The organism is Tomitella fengzijianii (assembly GCF_007559025.1).
Lineage (GTDB): Bacteria > Actinomycetota > Actinomycetes > Mycobacteriales > Mycobacteriaceae > Tomitella > Tomitella fengzijianii.
Genome location: NZ_CP041765.1, coordinates 2,187,449 through 2,203,485 on the forward strand (window position 1 = coordinate 2,187,449; position 16,037 = coordinate 2,203,485).

At 72.0% G+C, this 16,037-nt stretch carries 12 protein-coding genes; 5 read left to right on the plus strand and 7 right to left on the minus strand.

Translation table 11 applies throughout. From position 1 onward, the window contains the following. The first annotated feature begins 46 nt into the window (after positions 1-46). Positions 47-1,426: a glycosyltransferase family 87 protein gene (locus FO059_RS09935; RefSeq protein WP_233266949.1), complete on the plus strand. Its 1,380-nt coding sequence runs from the start codon at positions 47-49 to the stop codon at positions 1,424-1,426. Further along, the gene (msrB, locus tag FO059_RS09940) at positions 1,423-1,842 is read left to right on the plus strand and encodes a peptide-methionine (R)-S-oxide reductase MsrB (RefSeq protein ID WP_143908420.1); all 420 of its coding nucleotides are present in this window, start codon (positions 1,423-1,425) and stop codon (positions 1,840-1,842) included. The genes FO059_RS09935 and msrB overlap by 4 nt, the downstream gene beginning before the upstream one ends. A gap of 89 nt (positions 1,843-1,931) precedes the next feature. On the opposite strand, the gene hemQ is transcribed toward msrB, so the two are convergent. Genes hemQ through hemE form a run of 3 tightly spaced genes read right to left on the minus strand, consistent with a single transcriptional unit; the run spans position 1,932 to position 5,316 of the window. Continuing rightward, a complete protein-coding gene (gene hemQ, locus FO059_RS09945) occupies positions 1,932-2,627 on the minus strand; it encodes a hydrogen peroxide-dependent heme synthase (protein ID WP_143908422.1) in 696 nt (231 codons plus the stop codon). A gap of 59 nt (positions 2,628-2,686) precedes the next feature. Beyond that, positions 2,687-4,183: a protoporphyrinogen oxidase gene (hemG, locus tag FO059_RS09950; protein ID WP_143908424.1), complete on the minus strand. Its 1,497-nt coding sequence runs from the start codon at positions 4,181-4,183 to the stop codon at positions 2,687-2,689. Next, positions 4,183-5,316 (minus strand): uroporphyrinogen decarboxylase, encoded by a 1,134-nt coding sequence (gene hemE / locus FO059_RS09955; protein WP_143908426.1) that lies wholly within the window; start codon positions 5,314-5,316, stop codon positions 4,183-4,185. The genes hemG and hemE overlap by 1 nt, the downstream gene beginning before the upstream one ends. A 189-nt stretch (positions 5,317-5,505) precedes the next feature. On the opposite strand from hemE, the gene FO059_RS09960 reads away from it, so the two are divergent. Next, a complete protein-coding gene (locus FO059_RS09960) occupies positions 5,506-6,096 on the plus strand; it encodes a DUF3000 domain-containing protein (protein WP_143910628.1) in 591 nt (196 codons plus the stop codon). On the opposite strand, the gene FO059_RS09965 is transcribed toward FO059_RS09960, so the two are convergent. Further along, positions 6,065-7,306 carry an alpha/beta hydrolase gene (locus FO059_RS09965; RefSeq protein WP_143908428.1) on the minus strand — a complete coding sequence of 414 codons (1,242 nt, stop codon included), beginning with the start codon at positions 7,304-7,306 and terminating at the stop codon, positions 6,065-6,067. The genes FO059_RS09960 and FO059_RS09965 overlap by 32 nt on opposite strands. A gap of 186 nt (positions 7,307-7,492) precedes the next feature. Here FO059_RS09965 and FO059_RS09970 point away from each other — a divergent pair, with 186 nt between their 5' ends. Further along, the gene (locus FO059_RS09970) at positions 7,493-8,923 is read left to right on the plus strand and encodes a WS/DGAT/MGAT family O-acyltransferase (RefSeq protein WP_143908430.1); all 1,431 of its coding nucleotides are present in this window, start codon (positions 7,493-7,495) and stop codon (positions 8,921-8,923) included. 9 nt (positions 8,924-8,932) lie between these two features. Continuing rightward, positions 8,933-10,225 (plus strand): HRDC domain-containing protein, encoded by a 1,293-nt coding sequence (locus tag FO059_RS09975; RefSeq protein WP_143908432.1) that lies wholly within the window; start codon positions 8,933-8,935, stop codon positions 10,223-10,225. A gap of 58 nt (positions 10,226-10,283) precedes the next feature. Here FO059_RS09975 and dxs read toward each other — a convergent pair whose 3' ends face one another. The 3 genes from dxs to FO059_RS09990 form a co-directional block, all read right to left on the minus strand. Beyond that, entirely contained in the window at positions 10,284-12,242 is a 1,959-nt protein-coding gene (gene dxs, locus FO059_RS09980; RefSeq protein ID WP_143908434.1) for a 1-deoxy-D-xylulose-5-phosphate synthase, read from the minus strand. A 410-nt stretch (positions 12,243-12,652) separates the two neighbouring features. Beyond that, on the minus strand, positions 12,653-13,984 hold the full coding sequence (locus FO059_RS09985) for a class I SAM-dependent RNA methyltransferase (protein ID WP_143908436.1): 1,332 nt from the start codon (positions 13,982-13,984) through the stop codon (positions 12,653-12,655). Positions 13,985-13,990: 6 nt separating this feature from the next. After that, complete coding sequence (locus FO059_RS09990) at positions 13,991-16,036, minus strand: APC family permease (RefSeq protein WP_143908438.1); 2,046 nt, start codon at positions 16,034-16,036, stop codon at positions 13,991-13,993. Between the last annotated feature and the right edge of the window lies 1 nt (position 16,037).

Here is a 16,037-nt window from a genome sequence, read left to right on the forward strand (position 1 = left end):
GGGTGTCCCGGCGCACCCTCGCACCGATACGCGATACCGTGCACCCGTGCCGTCGACCGATCTCCTCCTGCCCCGCACCGCGTGGACCCGCGCCGCGGCGATCAAGGCCGCCATGTGGCCGATCGCCGTGTTCACCGTGCTCCACCGCGTGCTCTCGCTGGCAGTGCAGGGGGCGCACACCGATGACTTCAACCCCGTCTACGACGCGGCATGGCGGTTCTGGCAGAACCTGCCGATCTACGGCGGCGACCTCGACACCGTCACCCCGCACTACCTGTATCCGCCCGGGGGGACTCTGCTTCTCTCCCCGCTGGGGCTGGTCAACTACGAGTGGTCGCGGTGGCTGTTCATCGCCGCCAACGCCGTGGCGATCATCATCGCCGGCTACCTGCTGCTGCGCCTGTTCGGCTACGGCATCCGGTCCGTGGCCGCACCCGTGCTGCTGTTCGCGATGTTCTTCACCGAGACCGTGTCGAACACGCTCGTCTTCAGCAATGTCAACGGGATCGTCCTGCTGTGCGAGGTCCTGTTCATCACGCTGATGGTGCGCGGGCACCACCTGTGGGCCGGTGTGCCGATAGGCCTGACCATCGCGATCAAGCCGGTGCTGGCGCCGATCCTGCTGCTGCCGCTGCTCAAAAAGCAGTGGCGCCCGTTCGTCGCGGCCATCGGCATCCCGCTGATCCTCAACGCCGCCGCGTGGCCGCTGATCACCGACTCGGCCGAGTTCATCAAGCACACGCTCCCCTACCTCACCGAGGCGCGCGACTACTTCAACAGCGCGCTCGTCGGCGCGGGCGCCTATTTCGGGGTCGCGGAGCCGCTCGTGTGGGTGGTGCGGATCCTGCTGGGACTGACGGTGCTCGGGTCGCTGTACCTGCTCTTCCGGTTCCACCGCTCGGACGAGCTGTACTACCTGTGCACCGGCTCGGGGGTGCTGCTCACGGCGTCGTTCCTGCTGGGGTCGCTGGGTCAGCAGTACTACTCGATGCTCGTCTTCCCGCTCATGATGACCGTGGTGCTGCGCAACTCCGTGGTGCGCACGTGGCCGGCCTGGGTGGCGGCCTACCTGTTCCTCAGCTTCGACAGCTGGTATTCCTCGCGGTTCATCATGACCGGCAAGACCATCGAATCGTTGCGCGCCACCTTCGGCTGGGCGCTGCTGCTGGTGGTCGTCTTCACGGTGCTCCTCAACCGGTACCTCACCGCACGGGCGCAGGGCAGGCTGGACGGCGGCATCGACCCGCTGCCGCCCCGCGCCGCGGATACCGACACCGCCGTCGCGCCCGGCCCCGCACGGACCGACTCCGACCGGCGCGACGGCCGTGCGGACGCAGCGCGCGCGGCGGACCGCGGACCGGATATCCCGGGCGCGGATTCCGGCGATGGCCCGGCGGGTGCACAGAGTATTACCGTGGGGACATGACTTCCGGACAGTTGCCGATCCCCCAGGTAGAGCGCACCGATGCGGAGTGGCGCGCACAACTGACACCCGACGAGTACGCGGTGCTGCGCCAGGCCGGCACCGAACGCCCGTTCGTCGGCGAGTACACCGACACCACGGATGAGGGCGTCTACGAGTGCCGCGCGTGCGGCGCAGAGTTGTTCCGCAGCACCGAGAAGTTCCACTCGCACTGCGGGTGGCCGTCGTTCTTCGACCCCGCCGAATCCGACGCCGTGGTCCTCCGCGAGGACGCGAGCATGGGCATGGTGCGCACGGAGGTGCTGTGCCGCGACTGCCACAGCCACCTGGGGCACCTTTTCAACGGGGAGGGCTACCCGACGCCCACCGACCAGCGGTACTGCATCAACTCGATCTCACTGCGTCTCAAGCAGGCATAACCCGGCGCCGCCCCGCCGGGGGCCGCGCCGGGCCATGCCGTGCGGTCAGGCCGTGCCGGGTCGGGTCGCGTCGGGCGCGGTACTCCGGCTCAGGGCAGGGCTTCGATGAGCCGGGCTGCGGGCACGCGCGGTCCGGTGAAGAACGGGATCTCCTCGCGCACGTGCAGCCGGGCCTCGCTGGCGCGCAGATCACGCATGAGGTCGACGATGTCGGCCAGCACCGGGCCTTCGAACGCGAGGATCCACTCGTAATCGCCCAGCGCGAACGCCGGCACCGTGTTGGCGCGCACGTCCGGGTAGGCGCGGGCACCCATGCCGTGCTCGGCGAGCATGCGCCGCCGGTCATCGTCGGGCAGCACGTACCAGTCGTACGAGCGGACGAAGGGGTACACGCAGACGTAGTCGCCCGGATCCTCGCCCGCGATGAAGGCGGGCACGTGGCTCTTGTTGAACTCGGCGGGCCGGTGCAGCGCGGCGTTGCTCCAATACGGGGTGCTCGCCCGCCCCAGTGCGGTCGTGCGGCGCAGGTCCGAGTACACCTGCTGCAAGTCCTCGATCCGCTCCGCGTGCGTCCACATCATCCAATCGGCCTCGGCGCGCATCCCCTGGATGTCGTAGAGCCCGCGCAGCTCGACGCCGCGGCCCTCGAGGCCGCCGAAGAACTCCTCCGCCTCGGCGATCGCGGCCGCTCGGTCCGCGCCCAGCTCGCCCGGCGTCACATGGAACACCGAGAACATCAGGTAGCGGATGGTGGAATTGAGCTTCGCGTAGTCGAGTTTCGCCATGCCCTCATCCTGCCACCGACGACGCGGCCGGGGCCGTAGCGGCCGTCACACGGCCGGACTCACCGCGTGATATCCGCCACGACCGATTCGGCCGCGGCGCGCGCGCCGCCGATGCACGCGGGCACGCCCACGCCGTGCCAGGCGCTGCCGGCGACGCCGAGCGCCGGCACCGCCGCGACCGCCGACTCGACCGCGGCGACACGGTCGCCGTGGCCCGCGCCGTACTGCGGCAGCCCGCCCCGCCAGCGCTGCACGTGTATGTCCACCGGCGCGTCGTCGACGCCCAGCAAGGCGCGCAGATCGCTGCGGGCCCGTGCGACCAGGTCCGCGTCGGGCTCGCCGACGACCTCCGCCGCTCCGTAGCGGCCGTAGGACAGCCGGAGCAGCCGGACCCCGGCCGTGCCGGCGGGCGCCAGGTGCGGCCACTTGTTGCTCGACAGCGTGCAGGCCTTGGCGTCCACCCCGCGTTCGCCGGTGGCCACCAGCACCCCCGAAGCGTCGGGAAGTTCCGTCTCGAACGGCAAGGCCAGGGCGACGACGGCGGAATCGGCGACCGGTATCCGCGCGGCATCGGCGGCCGCCGCGGGGACCGGGACGCGCAACAGCTCCGCCGCCCGGGGGGCCGGCAGGGCCAGGATCAACGCGTCGGCGTGCACCGACCGCCCGCCGTACTGCGCGCCGCCCGAACCACCCGAACCATCAGGGCCGGTTCCGCCGTCGACGACGAGCCGCCACGCACCGTCCGCGGATCCGCGCGTCCTCTCCACCGCGGTGACCGCCGTGCGCATGCGGATCGTCGCCCCGCTCTGCCGGGCGAGCGCGTCGACGAGCCCCGAGTAGCCGCCGCGCAGCGCACCGAACACCGGCCCGGCGGCCGCGTTCCGGCGGGACTCCGCCGAGGCCGCGGCCACTGCGCGCGCCAGCGACGGCGCACCGTCGTCGAGCGCCCGGGCCAGGCCCGGCAGCGCCGCCCGCACGCCGATGGTCGCGGCCGAGCCCGAGTACACGCCGCCCAGCAGCGGGTCCACGCAGCGCTCCACCACGGCGGCGCCGTAGCGGCTCCGCACCAGCTCCCCCACCGTGATGTCGGCGCCGGGCTCCCACGTCATCGGGGCCGCGTCGCGCCGCGCCGCCTCGGCGGCGGACGCGCCCAGCAGGCCGGACAGCGACGCCGGATCGGCCGGGATCCCCATCAGCGTGTCCTTCGGCACTGCGTGCAGCCGCCCGCCGGCGCGCAGCATCGGCGAGCGGCCGGCGGGGTGCACCGTCTCACCGCTCAGCCCCAGCTCCGCAAGCAGGTCGGGCACCTCCGGGCGGCGGGCGAGGAAGGCCTCTGCGCCCACCTCCATGGGGACGCCGCCCAGCCGCACGGTGCGAAGCTTGCCGCCGAGCCTTCCCGACGACTCGAACAGCTCGATGCGGCAGTCGCCGCCCAGCAGCGACCGGACGCGGTGCGCCGCCGCGAGCCCGCTCACCCCGGCGCCGACGACGGCGACACGCGGCCCGCCGCCCACGCCGTTCCCAGGGGCCGAGGCCGTCCAGTCCCGATCCGCCATCAGTACTCGTGCACCCACTCCACGAGGCGTGTGAGCATGTCCGGATCCGTATCCGGGAGCACCCCGTGCCCCAGGTTGAAGATGTGCCCTGCCGCTCCGTTCCGCACGGCCCGTTCACCCGCGTCGAGCACCTCGACGGCCTTCCGGCGCACGGTCGCCGCGTCGGCGAAGAGCACCGCCGGGTCCAGGTTTCCCTGCAGCGCCTGCCCGCCGCCGATCCGTCGGGCCGCCTCGTCGAGCGGCACGCGCCAGTCGACGCCCACCACGTCGGCGCCCGCGTCCGCCATCTCCGCCAACAGCTCCCCCGTGCCCACGCCGAAGTGGATCCGCGGTATCCCGGCGCCGGCCACTTCGGCGAACACGCGCTCAGAATGCGGCTTCACGTACTCGCGGTAGTCCGCGAGCGACAACGCGCCCGCCCAGGAATCGAACAGCTGCACCGCGTCGACGCCCGCGTCGATCTGCGCGCGCAGGAACGTGATCGTGTTGTCCGTCAGCAGGCCCATGAGGGCGTGCCAGGTGTCCGGCTCGCCGTACATCAGCGCCTTGGTGTGCTCGTGATTGCGGCTGGGACCGCCCTCCACCAAGTAGGACGCCAGCGTGAACGGCGCACCGGCGAACCCCACCAGCGGCACCTGCCCCAGCTCGCCCACCAGTAGCCGGATCGTCTCGGCCACGGGCCCCACCTGCTCGGTCACCAGCCGCGGCAACGCGTCCACCTCGGCACGCGTGCGCACCGACTCCGCCATGACCGGGCCGCGGCCCGCCACGATGTCCAGGTCCACCCCCGCCGCCTTGAGCGGCACGACGATGTCCGAGAACAGCACCGCGGCGTCGACGTCGTGCCTGCGCACCGGCTGCAGCGTGATCTCGCAGGCGAGGTCCGGGGTGAAGCACGATTCGAGCATGCCGATGCCTTCCCGCACCCGCCGGTACTCGGGGAGCGAGCGGCCCGCCTGCCGCATGAACCACACGGGGCGGCGCGTGGGCGTTCGCCCCTGGGCGGCGGCGATCAAGGGGGCCTCGGCGAGGCTGCGCCGGGCAGAGCCGCGGACAGCGTCGCGCCGGGCGGGCGCCGGCCGGACGGCAGGCGGCGTCGCGGCGTCGGATGCGGAGGTCGGGGTGTCTGCCATGGTCACATCATCTCCCGGTATCGGTTCGCCGCGGAAATCGGCGGGAGCGCACGTCCCCTGCAAGCGTGCCATGCCGCCCGGCGGCACCGGTGCACGGCGGATCACAGGGCCGGGCCCGCGGCGGATCCGTATACTCATCGGCGCGCCTCCCCGGCCTCCGGGTACAAGGGGTTTAGCGTCCGTGGCGTGATGACTTCCGGACTGCAGGCGGAACCCGCGGTCTTTCGCGTCGCCGTCGACGCGATGAACTCCACGACGGTCCGCCGCGAGATCGAACTCGGGCCCATCCGCCCGCCCCAGCGCCTGGCCCCCTACAGCTACGCGGTCGGCGCCGAGGTGCGCCACGACGATTCGGCCCCCGTACCCGAACAGGCCGAGGGCGACGCCTTCGGCCGGCTGATCCTGCTGTACGACCCGCAGGGGGACGACGCCTGGAACGGCACGTTCCGGCTGGTGTCGTACGTGCAGGCCGACCTCGACTCCGCCGTCGCCTCCGACCCGCTCCTGCCCGAGGTGGCCTGGAGCTGGCTGCAGGAGGCATTGCAGCAGCGCGGCGTGGTGATCAATTCGCTCGGCGGTACGGTCACGTCCACCACCTCGGTGCGCTACGGGGACATCGCGGGCCCGCCGCGCGCGCATCAGCTGGAGATGCGCGCCTCATGGACCCCCGACCAGGCCGCGATCACCGCGCACGTGGAGGCCTTCTGCGAACTGCTGGCGAACGCCGCGGGCCTGCCGCCGGAGGGCGTCACGGAGTTGGGAGCGCGCGGCCGCTCCTGAGCAGCGACCACTCCAGGAAGCGCGCCGCCTGCCGGATCACGGCCACCGTGCGTACCGACGGGAAGACGTCGAAGGCGTGCTGGGCTCCGGGGATCTCCGCATACACCACCGGTTGCCGGGATTCCGCGCGCAGCTTCTCCGCGAAGATCCGCGCCTCCTGTGCCGGGATGAACACGTCGTTGCTCCCGTGCACGACGAGGAACGGCGGAGCATCCGCGGTGAGGTGCGCCAGCGGCGACGCCGCGCGGTAGGCGGACGGGAACTCCGCGCCGCGGCCCAGCACGATCGGGCTCAGCGGCGAGTGCACCCGTTTGCTGGTGGCCCTGATGCCGGTCTCGGCGGCGAAGTCGTAGACGCCGTACATCGGCACGGCCGCCTGCACGGCCACGTCCTGATCCTCGAAGCCTGGCTGCAGATCCATGTCATGACCGGTGAGGGCGGTCATCGCGGTCAGATGCCCGCCGGCGGATCCGCCTGTGACGGCGATGAACTCCGGGTCGGCACCCAGATCCGCGGCGTTGGCGCGCAGCCAGGCGACGGCCTTCTTCACCGCGATCAGGTGTTCAGGCCAGCGCGCCCGGGGCGAGAGCGGATAGTTCACCGCCGCGCACACCCACCCGCGGGAGGCCATCTCCTGCATGAGCGGAATGCCCTGCTGATCCTTGTTGCCGATGACCCACCCGCCGCCGTGGATCTGCAGCAGGATCGGCGCGCCGCCCGGGCTGTCGCCGCGGCTGTAGACGTTGAGGCGCGTGCGCTTGGAACCGTCCCCGTAGGTGAGGTTGCGCCGGCGCACCACGCCGGGGCGCGCCATCCGGAACGGGTTGACCAGCGCCCGGTACGGGATCGCCGTGTCCACAGCCGGAAGCCGGTCCATGATCGCCAGGTCCTCGCCGCTCAGGTCGGCGTCGAACGCGTCCGCCACCGCCCCGCCCGCGCGCCGGCTGAGGGCCAGCGACGCCCCGAACCCCGCGGCCGCCGCCGCGCCGAAGGCGAGACCCGCCTTGTCCCCCCGGCCGCGCAGCCCGCGGCGGATCACGTGCTGGGCGTTGTCGGCCGCGAGCGCCGCCAGCGCGTGCGGCGCCAGCTCCGCGCCCAGCCAACCGCCGAACATCGCGAACACCGAGGTCGCCATCTCCTTGGGCGGCGCAAGCACGTCCGCCGCCACCGCGGCCGCCGCCGCCTGCCTGATCAGATACCCGTTGGCCATGGACCCGACGATAACGTGTTCCGGTCGCGGTCGACGCCGGTCTCGATCGGGGCCGGCCGTCGCAGCGCACGCGGCCGGCGCCGGGCGGACTGTGAACAGTGACCGATATCCAAGGGCAGTCACTATTTTTCAAGGGCGGTGACCATACACTGCGCGACTCCGATGTCGACCCACTACGATCAAGGCATGGAACGCCTCAGCGGCTTGGATGCCAGTTTTCTCTATCTCGAAACCCCGTCGCAGCTGCTGCATGTCTGCGGTCTGATCATCGTCGACGGGTCCACCGTCGACGGCGGTTACGCCTACGACAAGCTCAAGTACGAGCTGGCGTCCAGGATCAAGGCGATGCCCGGTTTCCGGCGCAAACTGCAGGATTCCTTCCTCAACCTCGACCACCCGGTGTGGGTGGACGCGGACGATTTCGACATCGACCACCACTTCCACCGCATCGCGGTGCCCGCACCCGGCGGCCGCGAAGAGCTGTCCGAGCTGTGCTCGCAGATCGCCGGCCGGCCGCTCGACCGCACGCGTCCGCTGTGGGAGATGTGGGTGATCGAGGGCCTGGCCGACGGCGACGTGGCGGTGATGTCCAAGATGCACCACGCGACCGTCGACGGCATCACCGGCGCCAACATGATGTCCCAGCTGTGCAGCCTGTCCCCCGAGGCCCCGCCGATGGATCCAGATCTCATCGCACAGCGCGTGGGCGGCGCCGACACCCTCTCGCTGGCCGCGACCGGGATCGCGGCGGTGGCACGCCGCCCACTGCGCCTGGCGAAGCTGCTGCCCAGCACCATCGCGGTGGTGCCCCGGTGGATCAGCCGGGCCCGCGAGGGACGCGCCATGCCCGTGCCCTTCTCCGCGCCGCGCACCTCGTTCAACGGCACTATCACCGGGCACCGGTCGATCGCTTACACCCAGGTGCCGCTCGACGACGTCAAGGTCGTCAAGAACGCCTTCGGCGTCAAGGTCAACGACGTGGTGCTGGCCATGGTCGCGGGGGCGCTGCGCACGTACCTCGAGGGCAACGACGAGCTGCCGGACAACCCGCTCATCGGCATGGTCCCGGTGTCGGTGCACGGCAAGTCGGATCGGGCCGGCACCAACCAGGTCACCGGGATGTTCACCGACCTGGCCACCAACATCGAGGATCCCGCCGAGCGCCTCCGGTACATCTCCGAGCACAGCGACATCGCCAAAGAGCACAAGGACGCGATCAGTGCCACGCTCATGCAGGACTGGGCGCAGTTCTCCGGGGCGAACATGTTCGGCGTGGCCATGCGCGGCTACGCCAAGCTGCGTCTGGCGGAGAGGCACCCCGTGGTGCACAATCTCGTGGTCTCCAACGTCCCAGGCCCGCCGATCCCCCTGTACTTCCTGGGCGCCCGCATCGAGGCGATGTATCCGCTGGGGCCGGTGTTCCACGGCGCGGGGCTGAACATCACCGTGTTCTCGCTCGCCGGCCGCCTCAACATCGGGCTGATCGCGTGCCGCGAGCTCAGCCCCGACCTGTGGAACCTCGCCGAGGACATGACCGGCGCGCTCGAGGACCTGGTCGCGGCCGGGTATTCTGCGCTCGACGACGCGCCCGCGCAGTCCGCCGACACCCCCACCTGATCGGAAACGATGCCGCAATCATCACCGGACGGAGACGTCCACCCGACTGAGGATGCCTCCGTGCCGGCGGCGACACCGCTGACGGCTCCGCGCGAGGGGGTCCCGCCGCTCGCCACGTCGGCGGCGGACGTGGCGGAGGTGGCGCGGCGCCTGGCGGGGGGCACCGGCCCCGTCGCCGTCGACACCGAGCGCGCCTCCGGCTACCGCTACTCCGGCCGCGCCTACCTGGTTCAGCTGCGGCGGGCCGGTGCGGGGAGCGCCCTCATCGACCCCACCGAAGCCGGGCCGCTCGACGCCCTGGCACAGGTGCTCAACCCTCTGGAATGGGTGCTGCATTCCGCCGACCAGGACCTGCCCTGCCTCGCGGAGATCGGGCTGCACCCGGCGGCGCTGTTCGACACTGAGCTGGCCGGGCGGGTGCTGAACCAGGGGAAGGTCAACCTGGCCGCGATGGTGGAGCGCGAGTTCGGCCTGCTGCTGGCCAAGCAGCACGGCGCCGCGGACTGGTCGCGGCGGCCCCTGCCGGCCGACTGGCTGAACTACGCCGCACTGGACGTGGAGCTGCTCGTCGAGATGCGCGACTCGCTGTCGCGGCAGCTGCACGCCCAGGGCAAGGCGGAGTGGGCCCGCCAGGAGTTCGAGCACGTCCGCACCGCTCCGCCTCCCGCGCCCCGTCCGGACCGGTGGCGCAAGACGTCCGGCCTCCACCGGGTGGGCGGCCGGCGCAGACTGGCCGCCGTGCGCTCGTTGTGGACCGCGCGGGACACGCTCGCGGAGTCGCTCGACCGGGCTCCGGGCAGGGTGCTGCCCGATTCCGCCATCATCGAGGCCGCGCTGGCCGACCCGGGCACCACCCACGAGCTGCGTGCGCTCGCGGTGTTCGGCGGTCCGCGTCAGCGCAAACGCTCGGCGCTGTGGCTCGACGCTCTCGCCGAGGCGCGCGGCCTGCCGGACTCAGCGCTTCCGCCCAAACGCCCGGCGGGCGGGATCCCCCCGGCCGGGCGCTGGCCCGCAGCCCGCCCCGAGGCCGCCGACAGGCTCGCCGCGGCGCGAGGCGCCGTCGCGGCCATCGCCGAGGCGAACGATCTTCCCGCCGAGAACGTCCTCGAGCCGCGTGTACTGCGGGAGTTGTGCTGGGGCGACGGAACCGGCTCCGCCGGCGTCGGCGCTGCCGCCGACGTCTCCCCGGAGTCGTCCGAGCACATCGACGCGCTTCTCCACGCCGCAGGGGCACGCGAATGGCAATGCGCCCTCACCGCGGAGGCGCTGGCCGCCGCGTTCCGCGGGCACGCCCGGGCCTGACGCCGCAGGGCCCCGCGCCCATCGGGCGCCCCCGGCCTCGCTGGCCGGGGCCTGGCGGTCAGCCTGCCGCGATGTGCCCGCGGCCGGTGTCGGTGTGCAACGACGAGGCCGTCGGCGCAGCCAGGTGCGCCACCCACTCGGTGACCTCGCGTGCCACCGCCTCCGGCGTCAAACCGAGATCCGCCAGCACCTCGCCGCGGGACCCGTGGTCGAGGAACCGCTGCGGCACGCCGATCTCCCGGCACGGCACGTCGACGCCTGCGGCGCGCAACGCCGCGGACACGCCGCTCCCGACGCCGCCGTGCACCCCGCCGTCCTCGAGCGTGACCACCAGCGAATGGGTGCGGGCGAGCGACACCAGGGCGTCCGGCGTGGGGATCACCCACCGCGGGTCCACCACCGTCGCGGAGATGCCCTGCATCCGGAGCCGCTGGGCCGCGTCCACCCCCATGGCCGCGAACGGGCCGACGCCGACGATGAGCACGTCCGCACCCCCGGCGGCCGGCCCCCCTGCGCCGTCCCCGGTGCGGGCGAGCACGTCCACCCCGCCGATCCGTTCGAGCGCGGGCAGCTCCGCGGGCAGTGCGCCCTTGGGGAAGCGGACGACCGTCGGCCCGTCCTCCACCGCCAGCGCCTCGTCGAGCTCCTCGCGCAGCCGGGCGGCGTCACGCGGGGCCGCCACCCGGATGCCGGGCACGATCCCGAGCAGCGACAGGTCCCACATGCCGTTGTGCGAGGCGCCGTCCGATCCCGTCACCCCGGCGCGGTCCAGGACGAGCGTCACCGGCTGCCCGAGCAGCGCCACGTCCATCAGCAGCTGGTCGAACGCCCTGTTGAGAAATGTCGAGTAGATGGCCACCACCGGGTGCATTCCGGCCAGTGCCATGCCCGAGGCCGAGGCGACCGCGTGCTGCTCGGCGATCCCGACGTCGAAGAACCGGTCGGGGTAGGCGCGGCCGAACGCGGACAGCCCGGTGGGCCCGCCCATCGCCGCCGTGATCGCGACGATGTCGGCACGGGCGGCTCCCGCATCGACCAGGTGGGCGGAGAACGCGGACGTCCAATCCGGCTCCGAGGCGGACTTGGCCAGCCCCGTCGCCGGGTCGATGACGCGCACCGAGTGCATCTGGTCGGCCTCGTCGTTCTCCGCGGGGGCGTAGCCCATGCCTTTGCGGGTGACCGCGTGCACGATCACGGGGCCGCCGAACTCCTTGGCCATCCGCAGCGCCGACTCCATCGATTCGATGTCGTGGCCGTCCACCGGGCCCAGGTACTTCAGGCCCAGGTCGGTGAACAACACCTGCGGGCTGACCGCGTCCTTGACACCCGTCTTGACACCGTGCAGAACCTTGTAGGCGGCCTCCCCCACCACCGGCACCCCGCGCACCAGGCGGCGGCCGTTTTCGAGCGCCCGCTCGTATCCGGGCTGCAGGCGCAGGCCGGACAGGTGCGCTGCCAGGCCGCCGATGGTCGGCGAATAGGAACGCCCGTTATCGTTGACGACCACCACGAGCGGGCGGTCGGCGCCCTCGGCGATGTTGTTGAGCGCCTCCCAGCACATGCCGCCGGTCAGCGCGCCGTCGCCGACGACGGCCACCACGGTGCGGTCCGCCTGCCCGGAGACGGCGAACGCCTTGGCCATGCCGTCCGCGTACGACAGCGATGCGGACGCGTGGCTGGACTCGACCCAGTCGTGCTCGCTCTCCGCCCGCGACGGGTAGCCGGACAGCCCGCCCTTCTTGCGCAGGGTGGCGAAACCGTCCCGGCGCCCGGTGAGGATCTTGTGCACGTACGCCTGATGGCCGGTGTCGAAGATGATCGGGTCATGCGGCGAGTCGAAGACCCGGTGCAGCGCCAGCGTGGTCTCCACCACGCCCAGGTTGGGGCCCAGGTGCCCGCCGGTGGCCGCCACCTGCTGCACGAGGAACCGCCGGATCTCGTCGGCCAGCGACTCCAGCTCGCCGCCGCTCAGCCCGCGCAGATCTGCGGGCTCCTGCACGCGGTCGAGCATGCTCATCGTCGCCTGTCCTTCCCACGAATCCTCCGCCCGGTTGCGCGTCCGGGCACTGCACTGCTCTGCACTGCTACTGATCTGTACTGCTACTGCCCTGTACCGCTCTGTACTGCCCTGTACCGCTCTGTTACCGCTATGTACCGCTCTGTTACCGCTTTGTACCGCTCTGTTACCGCCGGGCCCGTCGGGTCACCGCGCGTCTCGACGGCCCGGTTCACGTCCGATCCAGTCTACGGAAGTCGCGGACGGATCCGTGCGGGCACGGACATGTCCTGCGCCACGGGCATGTCCCGCGCCTGGTCGACGCGCAGCGCCGCGGGTTTCACGTTACCGGCCGTCACGCCTCGTGCCGCACAGTGGCGCATCCTGCCCCGCCTTCGCGGCCCCGTCCCGCGCGCCCCGTGCCCATCGGATCAGCGCACCAACAGCGCGAAGCTCTCGAAGTGGTGCGTCATGGGGAACCCGTCGAACGCGCGCAGTTCCTCGACGCGGAAGCCGTGGCCGCCGTAGAGGGCGAGGTCGCGGGCGAACGACGCCGGGTCGCAGCCCACGTGGACCACCCGGGCGGCGGACGTCGCGGCCAGTGCGCCGATCACCTCGCGGCCCGCGCCCGCACGCGGCGGATCGAGCACCACCGTGTCCGGGCCGGGCGACCCACCGATGCGCCGCGCACCCCCATCGCCGTCGGCGAACTCCGCGAGCGCATGCCCCACCCGCGCGTGGTGAAATCGCACGCCGTCCAGGTCCACCAGAGCATCGCGCCCGTCGCGCACGGCCTGCGAGGACGATTCGACCACCTCGACGCGGCCCGCGGGACCGACCTGGCCGGCCATCGCCGCCGCGAACACCCCGGCACCGCCGTAGAGGTCCCACGCGGTGTCCCCGCCGCGCAGACCCGACCATTCCCGGATCAGGTCCGAGTAGGTCTGCGCCGCCGCGCCGTGCACCTGCCAGAACCCGGTGGGCGCCAGCCGCCACTCGCGCCCGTCCACGCGCTGGACCGCGCTCCCGCCGCCCTCGACGATGTGCTCGGCGCGACGCTGCGACCGGGCGGCCCGCCGGGCGCTCGCGCCCCGGCGACCGGACCGGCGGTGCGCCGCCCGTGTCATCGGCGGCGGAGCGATCTCCACCACGTGCCGACGGCCGTCGTCGTCCACGGCCACCGCCAGGTCGGCACCGGCCTGCCACACGGTGTCCTGCAGCCCGTCGAGCGCACCCGGGATCTGCTGCGGGCATCGCAGGTCCGCCACCACCTCCGAGCCGCGGTAGCGGCGGTATCCGGCGCGACCGGCCTCGTCCACCGACAACCGGATCCGCGTCCGCCACCCTTCGGCCCCGCCCTCACCCCCGGCGGGGGCACCCGCGTGGGGCGTGGCCGGCATCGGGAGCGGCGCCACGGGGATCCGCTGCGGAAGATGCGCGATGCGGGCGAGCTGCTCCGCGAGGACCTCCTGCTTGAGCCGCCGCTGGGCGGCGGGCGCGACGTGCGAGAAGTCGCAGCACCCCGCGCCGCCGGCCGCCGCCGGGCAGGCGTCCGCCACCCGGTCCGGCGCGGCCTCGAGGACGTCGGTGACCTCGGCCCGACAATACGAGCCGCCCTTGTCCTCGGTCACCCGCGCGCGGACCCGCTCCCCGGGCAACGCGCGCCGCACGAGCACCACGCGGCCCTCCGAGCGGGCCACGAACACTCCCCCGTGCCCCACTGCGTCGATGTGCAATTCCAGGACGCGTCCGGTCCAGTCCACTGTCGATCAGTCCCTTCCGCGCTTCTGTGCGCCGCCGTCGCCCGCGCCGCCGTCGCCCGCGCCGCCGTCGGTGAAGCCGCGCCGCACCGCACCGGGGGCCGCGGTGCCGCGCAGGCGCGAAACCGCCCGGGCGGACGATTCGAGTTGCCAGGGCACGCTCGCGACGATCACGCCGCGCTGGAACAGCAGACGGCTCTTGAGCCGCAACGCGCTCTGATTGTGCAGCACCTGCTCCCACCAGCGTCCCACCACGTACTCGGGGATGAACACCATCACGACGTCGCGCGGGGAGTCCCGGCGCAGCCGCTTGACGTAGTCGAGCACCGGCCGGGTGATCTCCCGGTACGGGGACTCGATCACCTTCAGCGGGACCCGGATGTCGCTGCTCTCCCACTTCCGTACGAGGTCGCGGGTGTCCGCGTCGTCCACGTTGACGGTGACGGCCTCCAGCGTGTCCGGCCTGGTCACCCGCGCGTAGGCGAGTGCGCGGAGCGTCGGCTTGTGGAGCTTGGAGACCAGCACCACCGACCGGGTGCGGCTGGGCAGCACCGCGTCCCAGTCCGAACCGGACAGTTCCTCGGCCACCGCAGCGTAGTGCCGTTGGATCCCCCGCATCATCAGGAACAGCAGGATCATCAGGACCAGCGCGATCCACGCGCCGGCGGCGAACTTGGTGATCAGGACGATCACCAGCACGGTGCCGGTGAGGACGAGCCCGACGCAGTTCACCAGGCGCGATCGGCGCATCCGCGCCCGCTCGCGGCGCGATTGCTCGTCCGCGAGCAGCCGGTTCCAGTGCAGCACCATTCCCGCCTGGCTCAGCGTGAACGAGATGAACACACCGACGATGTACAGCTGGATCAGCGCGGTGACCTGGCCGCCGAAGGCCACGACGAAACCGATGGCGGCGGCCGCGAGGAACAGGATGCCGTTCGAGAACGCGAGCCGGTCGCCGCGGGTGTGCAACTGGCGGGGCAGGTAGTTGTGCTGCGAGAGCACCGAGGCCAGCACGGGGAAGCCGTTGAAGGCGGTGTTCGCCGCGAGCATCAGCACCAGGGCGGTGGCGATGGTCACCACGTAGAAGCCCACGGGGAATCCATCGAACACCGCCTGTGCCAGCTGCGCCATCATCGTCTTCTGCTGGTAGCCGTCGGGCGCCCCGACAAGCTGCTCCTCCGGGTTCTCCGCGATCTTCACCCCCGTCTTCTCCGCCAGCACGATCATGCCCATGAGCATGGTGATCGCGATGCCGCCCAGCATGAGAAGCGTCGTCGCCGCGTTCTTCGACTTGGGCTTGCGGAACGCGGGGACCCCGTTGCTGATCGCCTCCACGCCCGTCAGCGCGGCGCAGCCGGAGGAGAACGCGCGCGCGATCAGGAACACAAGGGCGATCCCGTAGAGGTGGCTGTTGTCGGAGCGCATGCCGAAGTCCGCGGACTCCGCCTGCACGTCGGCGCCGAAGATGAACGTGTCCACCAGGCCCCATACGAGCATCACCAGAACCGACACGATGAATATGTAGGTGGGGACGGCGAAGGCCTTTCCCGCCTCCCGCACGCCACGCAGGTTCCCCGCGGTCAGCAGCGCGATCGCCAGCACCGCGAAGATCACCTTGTGGTCGCCGATCACCGGCACCGCCGCACCGATGTTCGACACCGCCGCCGCGATCGACACCGCCACCGTGAGCACGTAGTCCACCAGCAGCGCGCTGGCCACCGTCAGCCCCGCGGAGGGGCCGAGGTTCTTGGTGGCCACCTCGAAGTCCCCGCCGCCGGACGGGTAGGCGTGCACGTTCTGCCGGTAACTCGCGACGACGACGACCATCACCACGGCCACCGCGATGCCGATCCACGACGTGTAGGCGTAGGCGGAGATCCCGGCCATCGACAAGACCAGGAAGATCTCCTCGGGCGCGTAGGCGACCGACGAGACGGCGTCCGAGGCGAACACCGGCAGCGCGATGCGCTTGGGCAGCAGCGTGGCCCCCAGCGTGTCGCTGCGGTACGGCCGCCCCAGGATCAGCCGCTTCGTGGCTGTGGAAATCTTGGACACC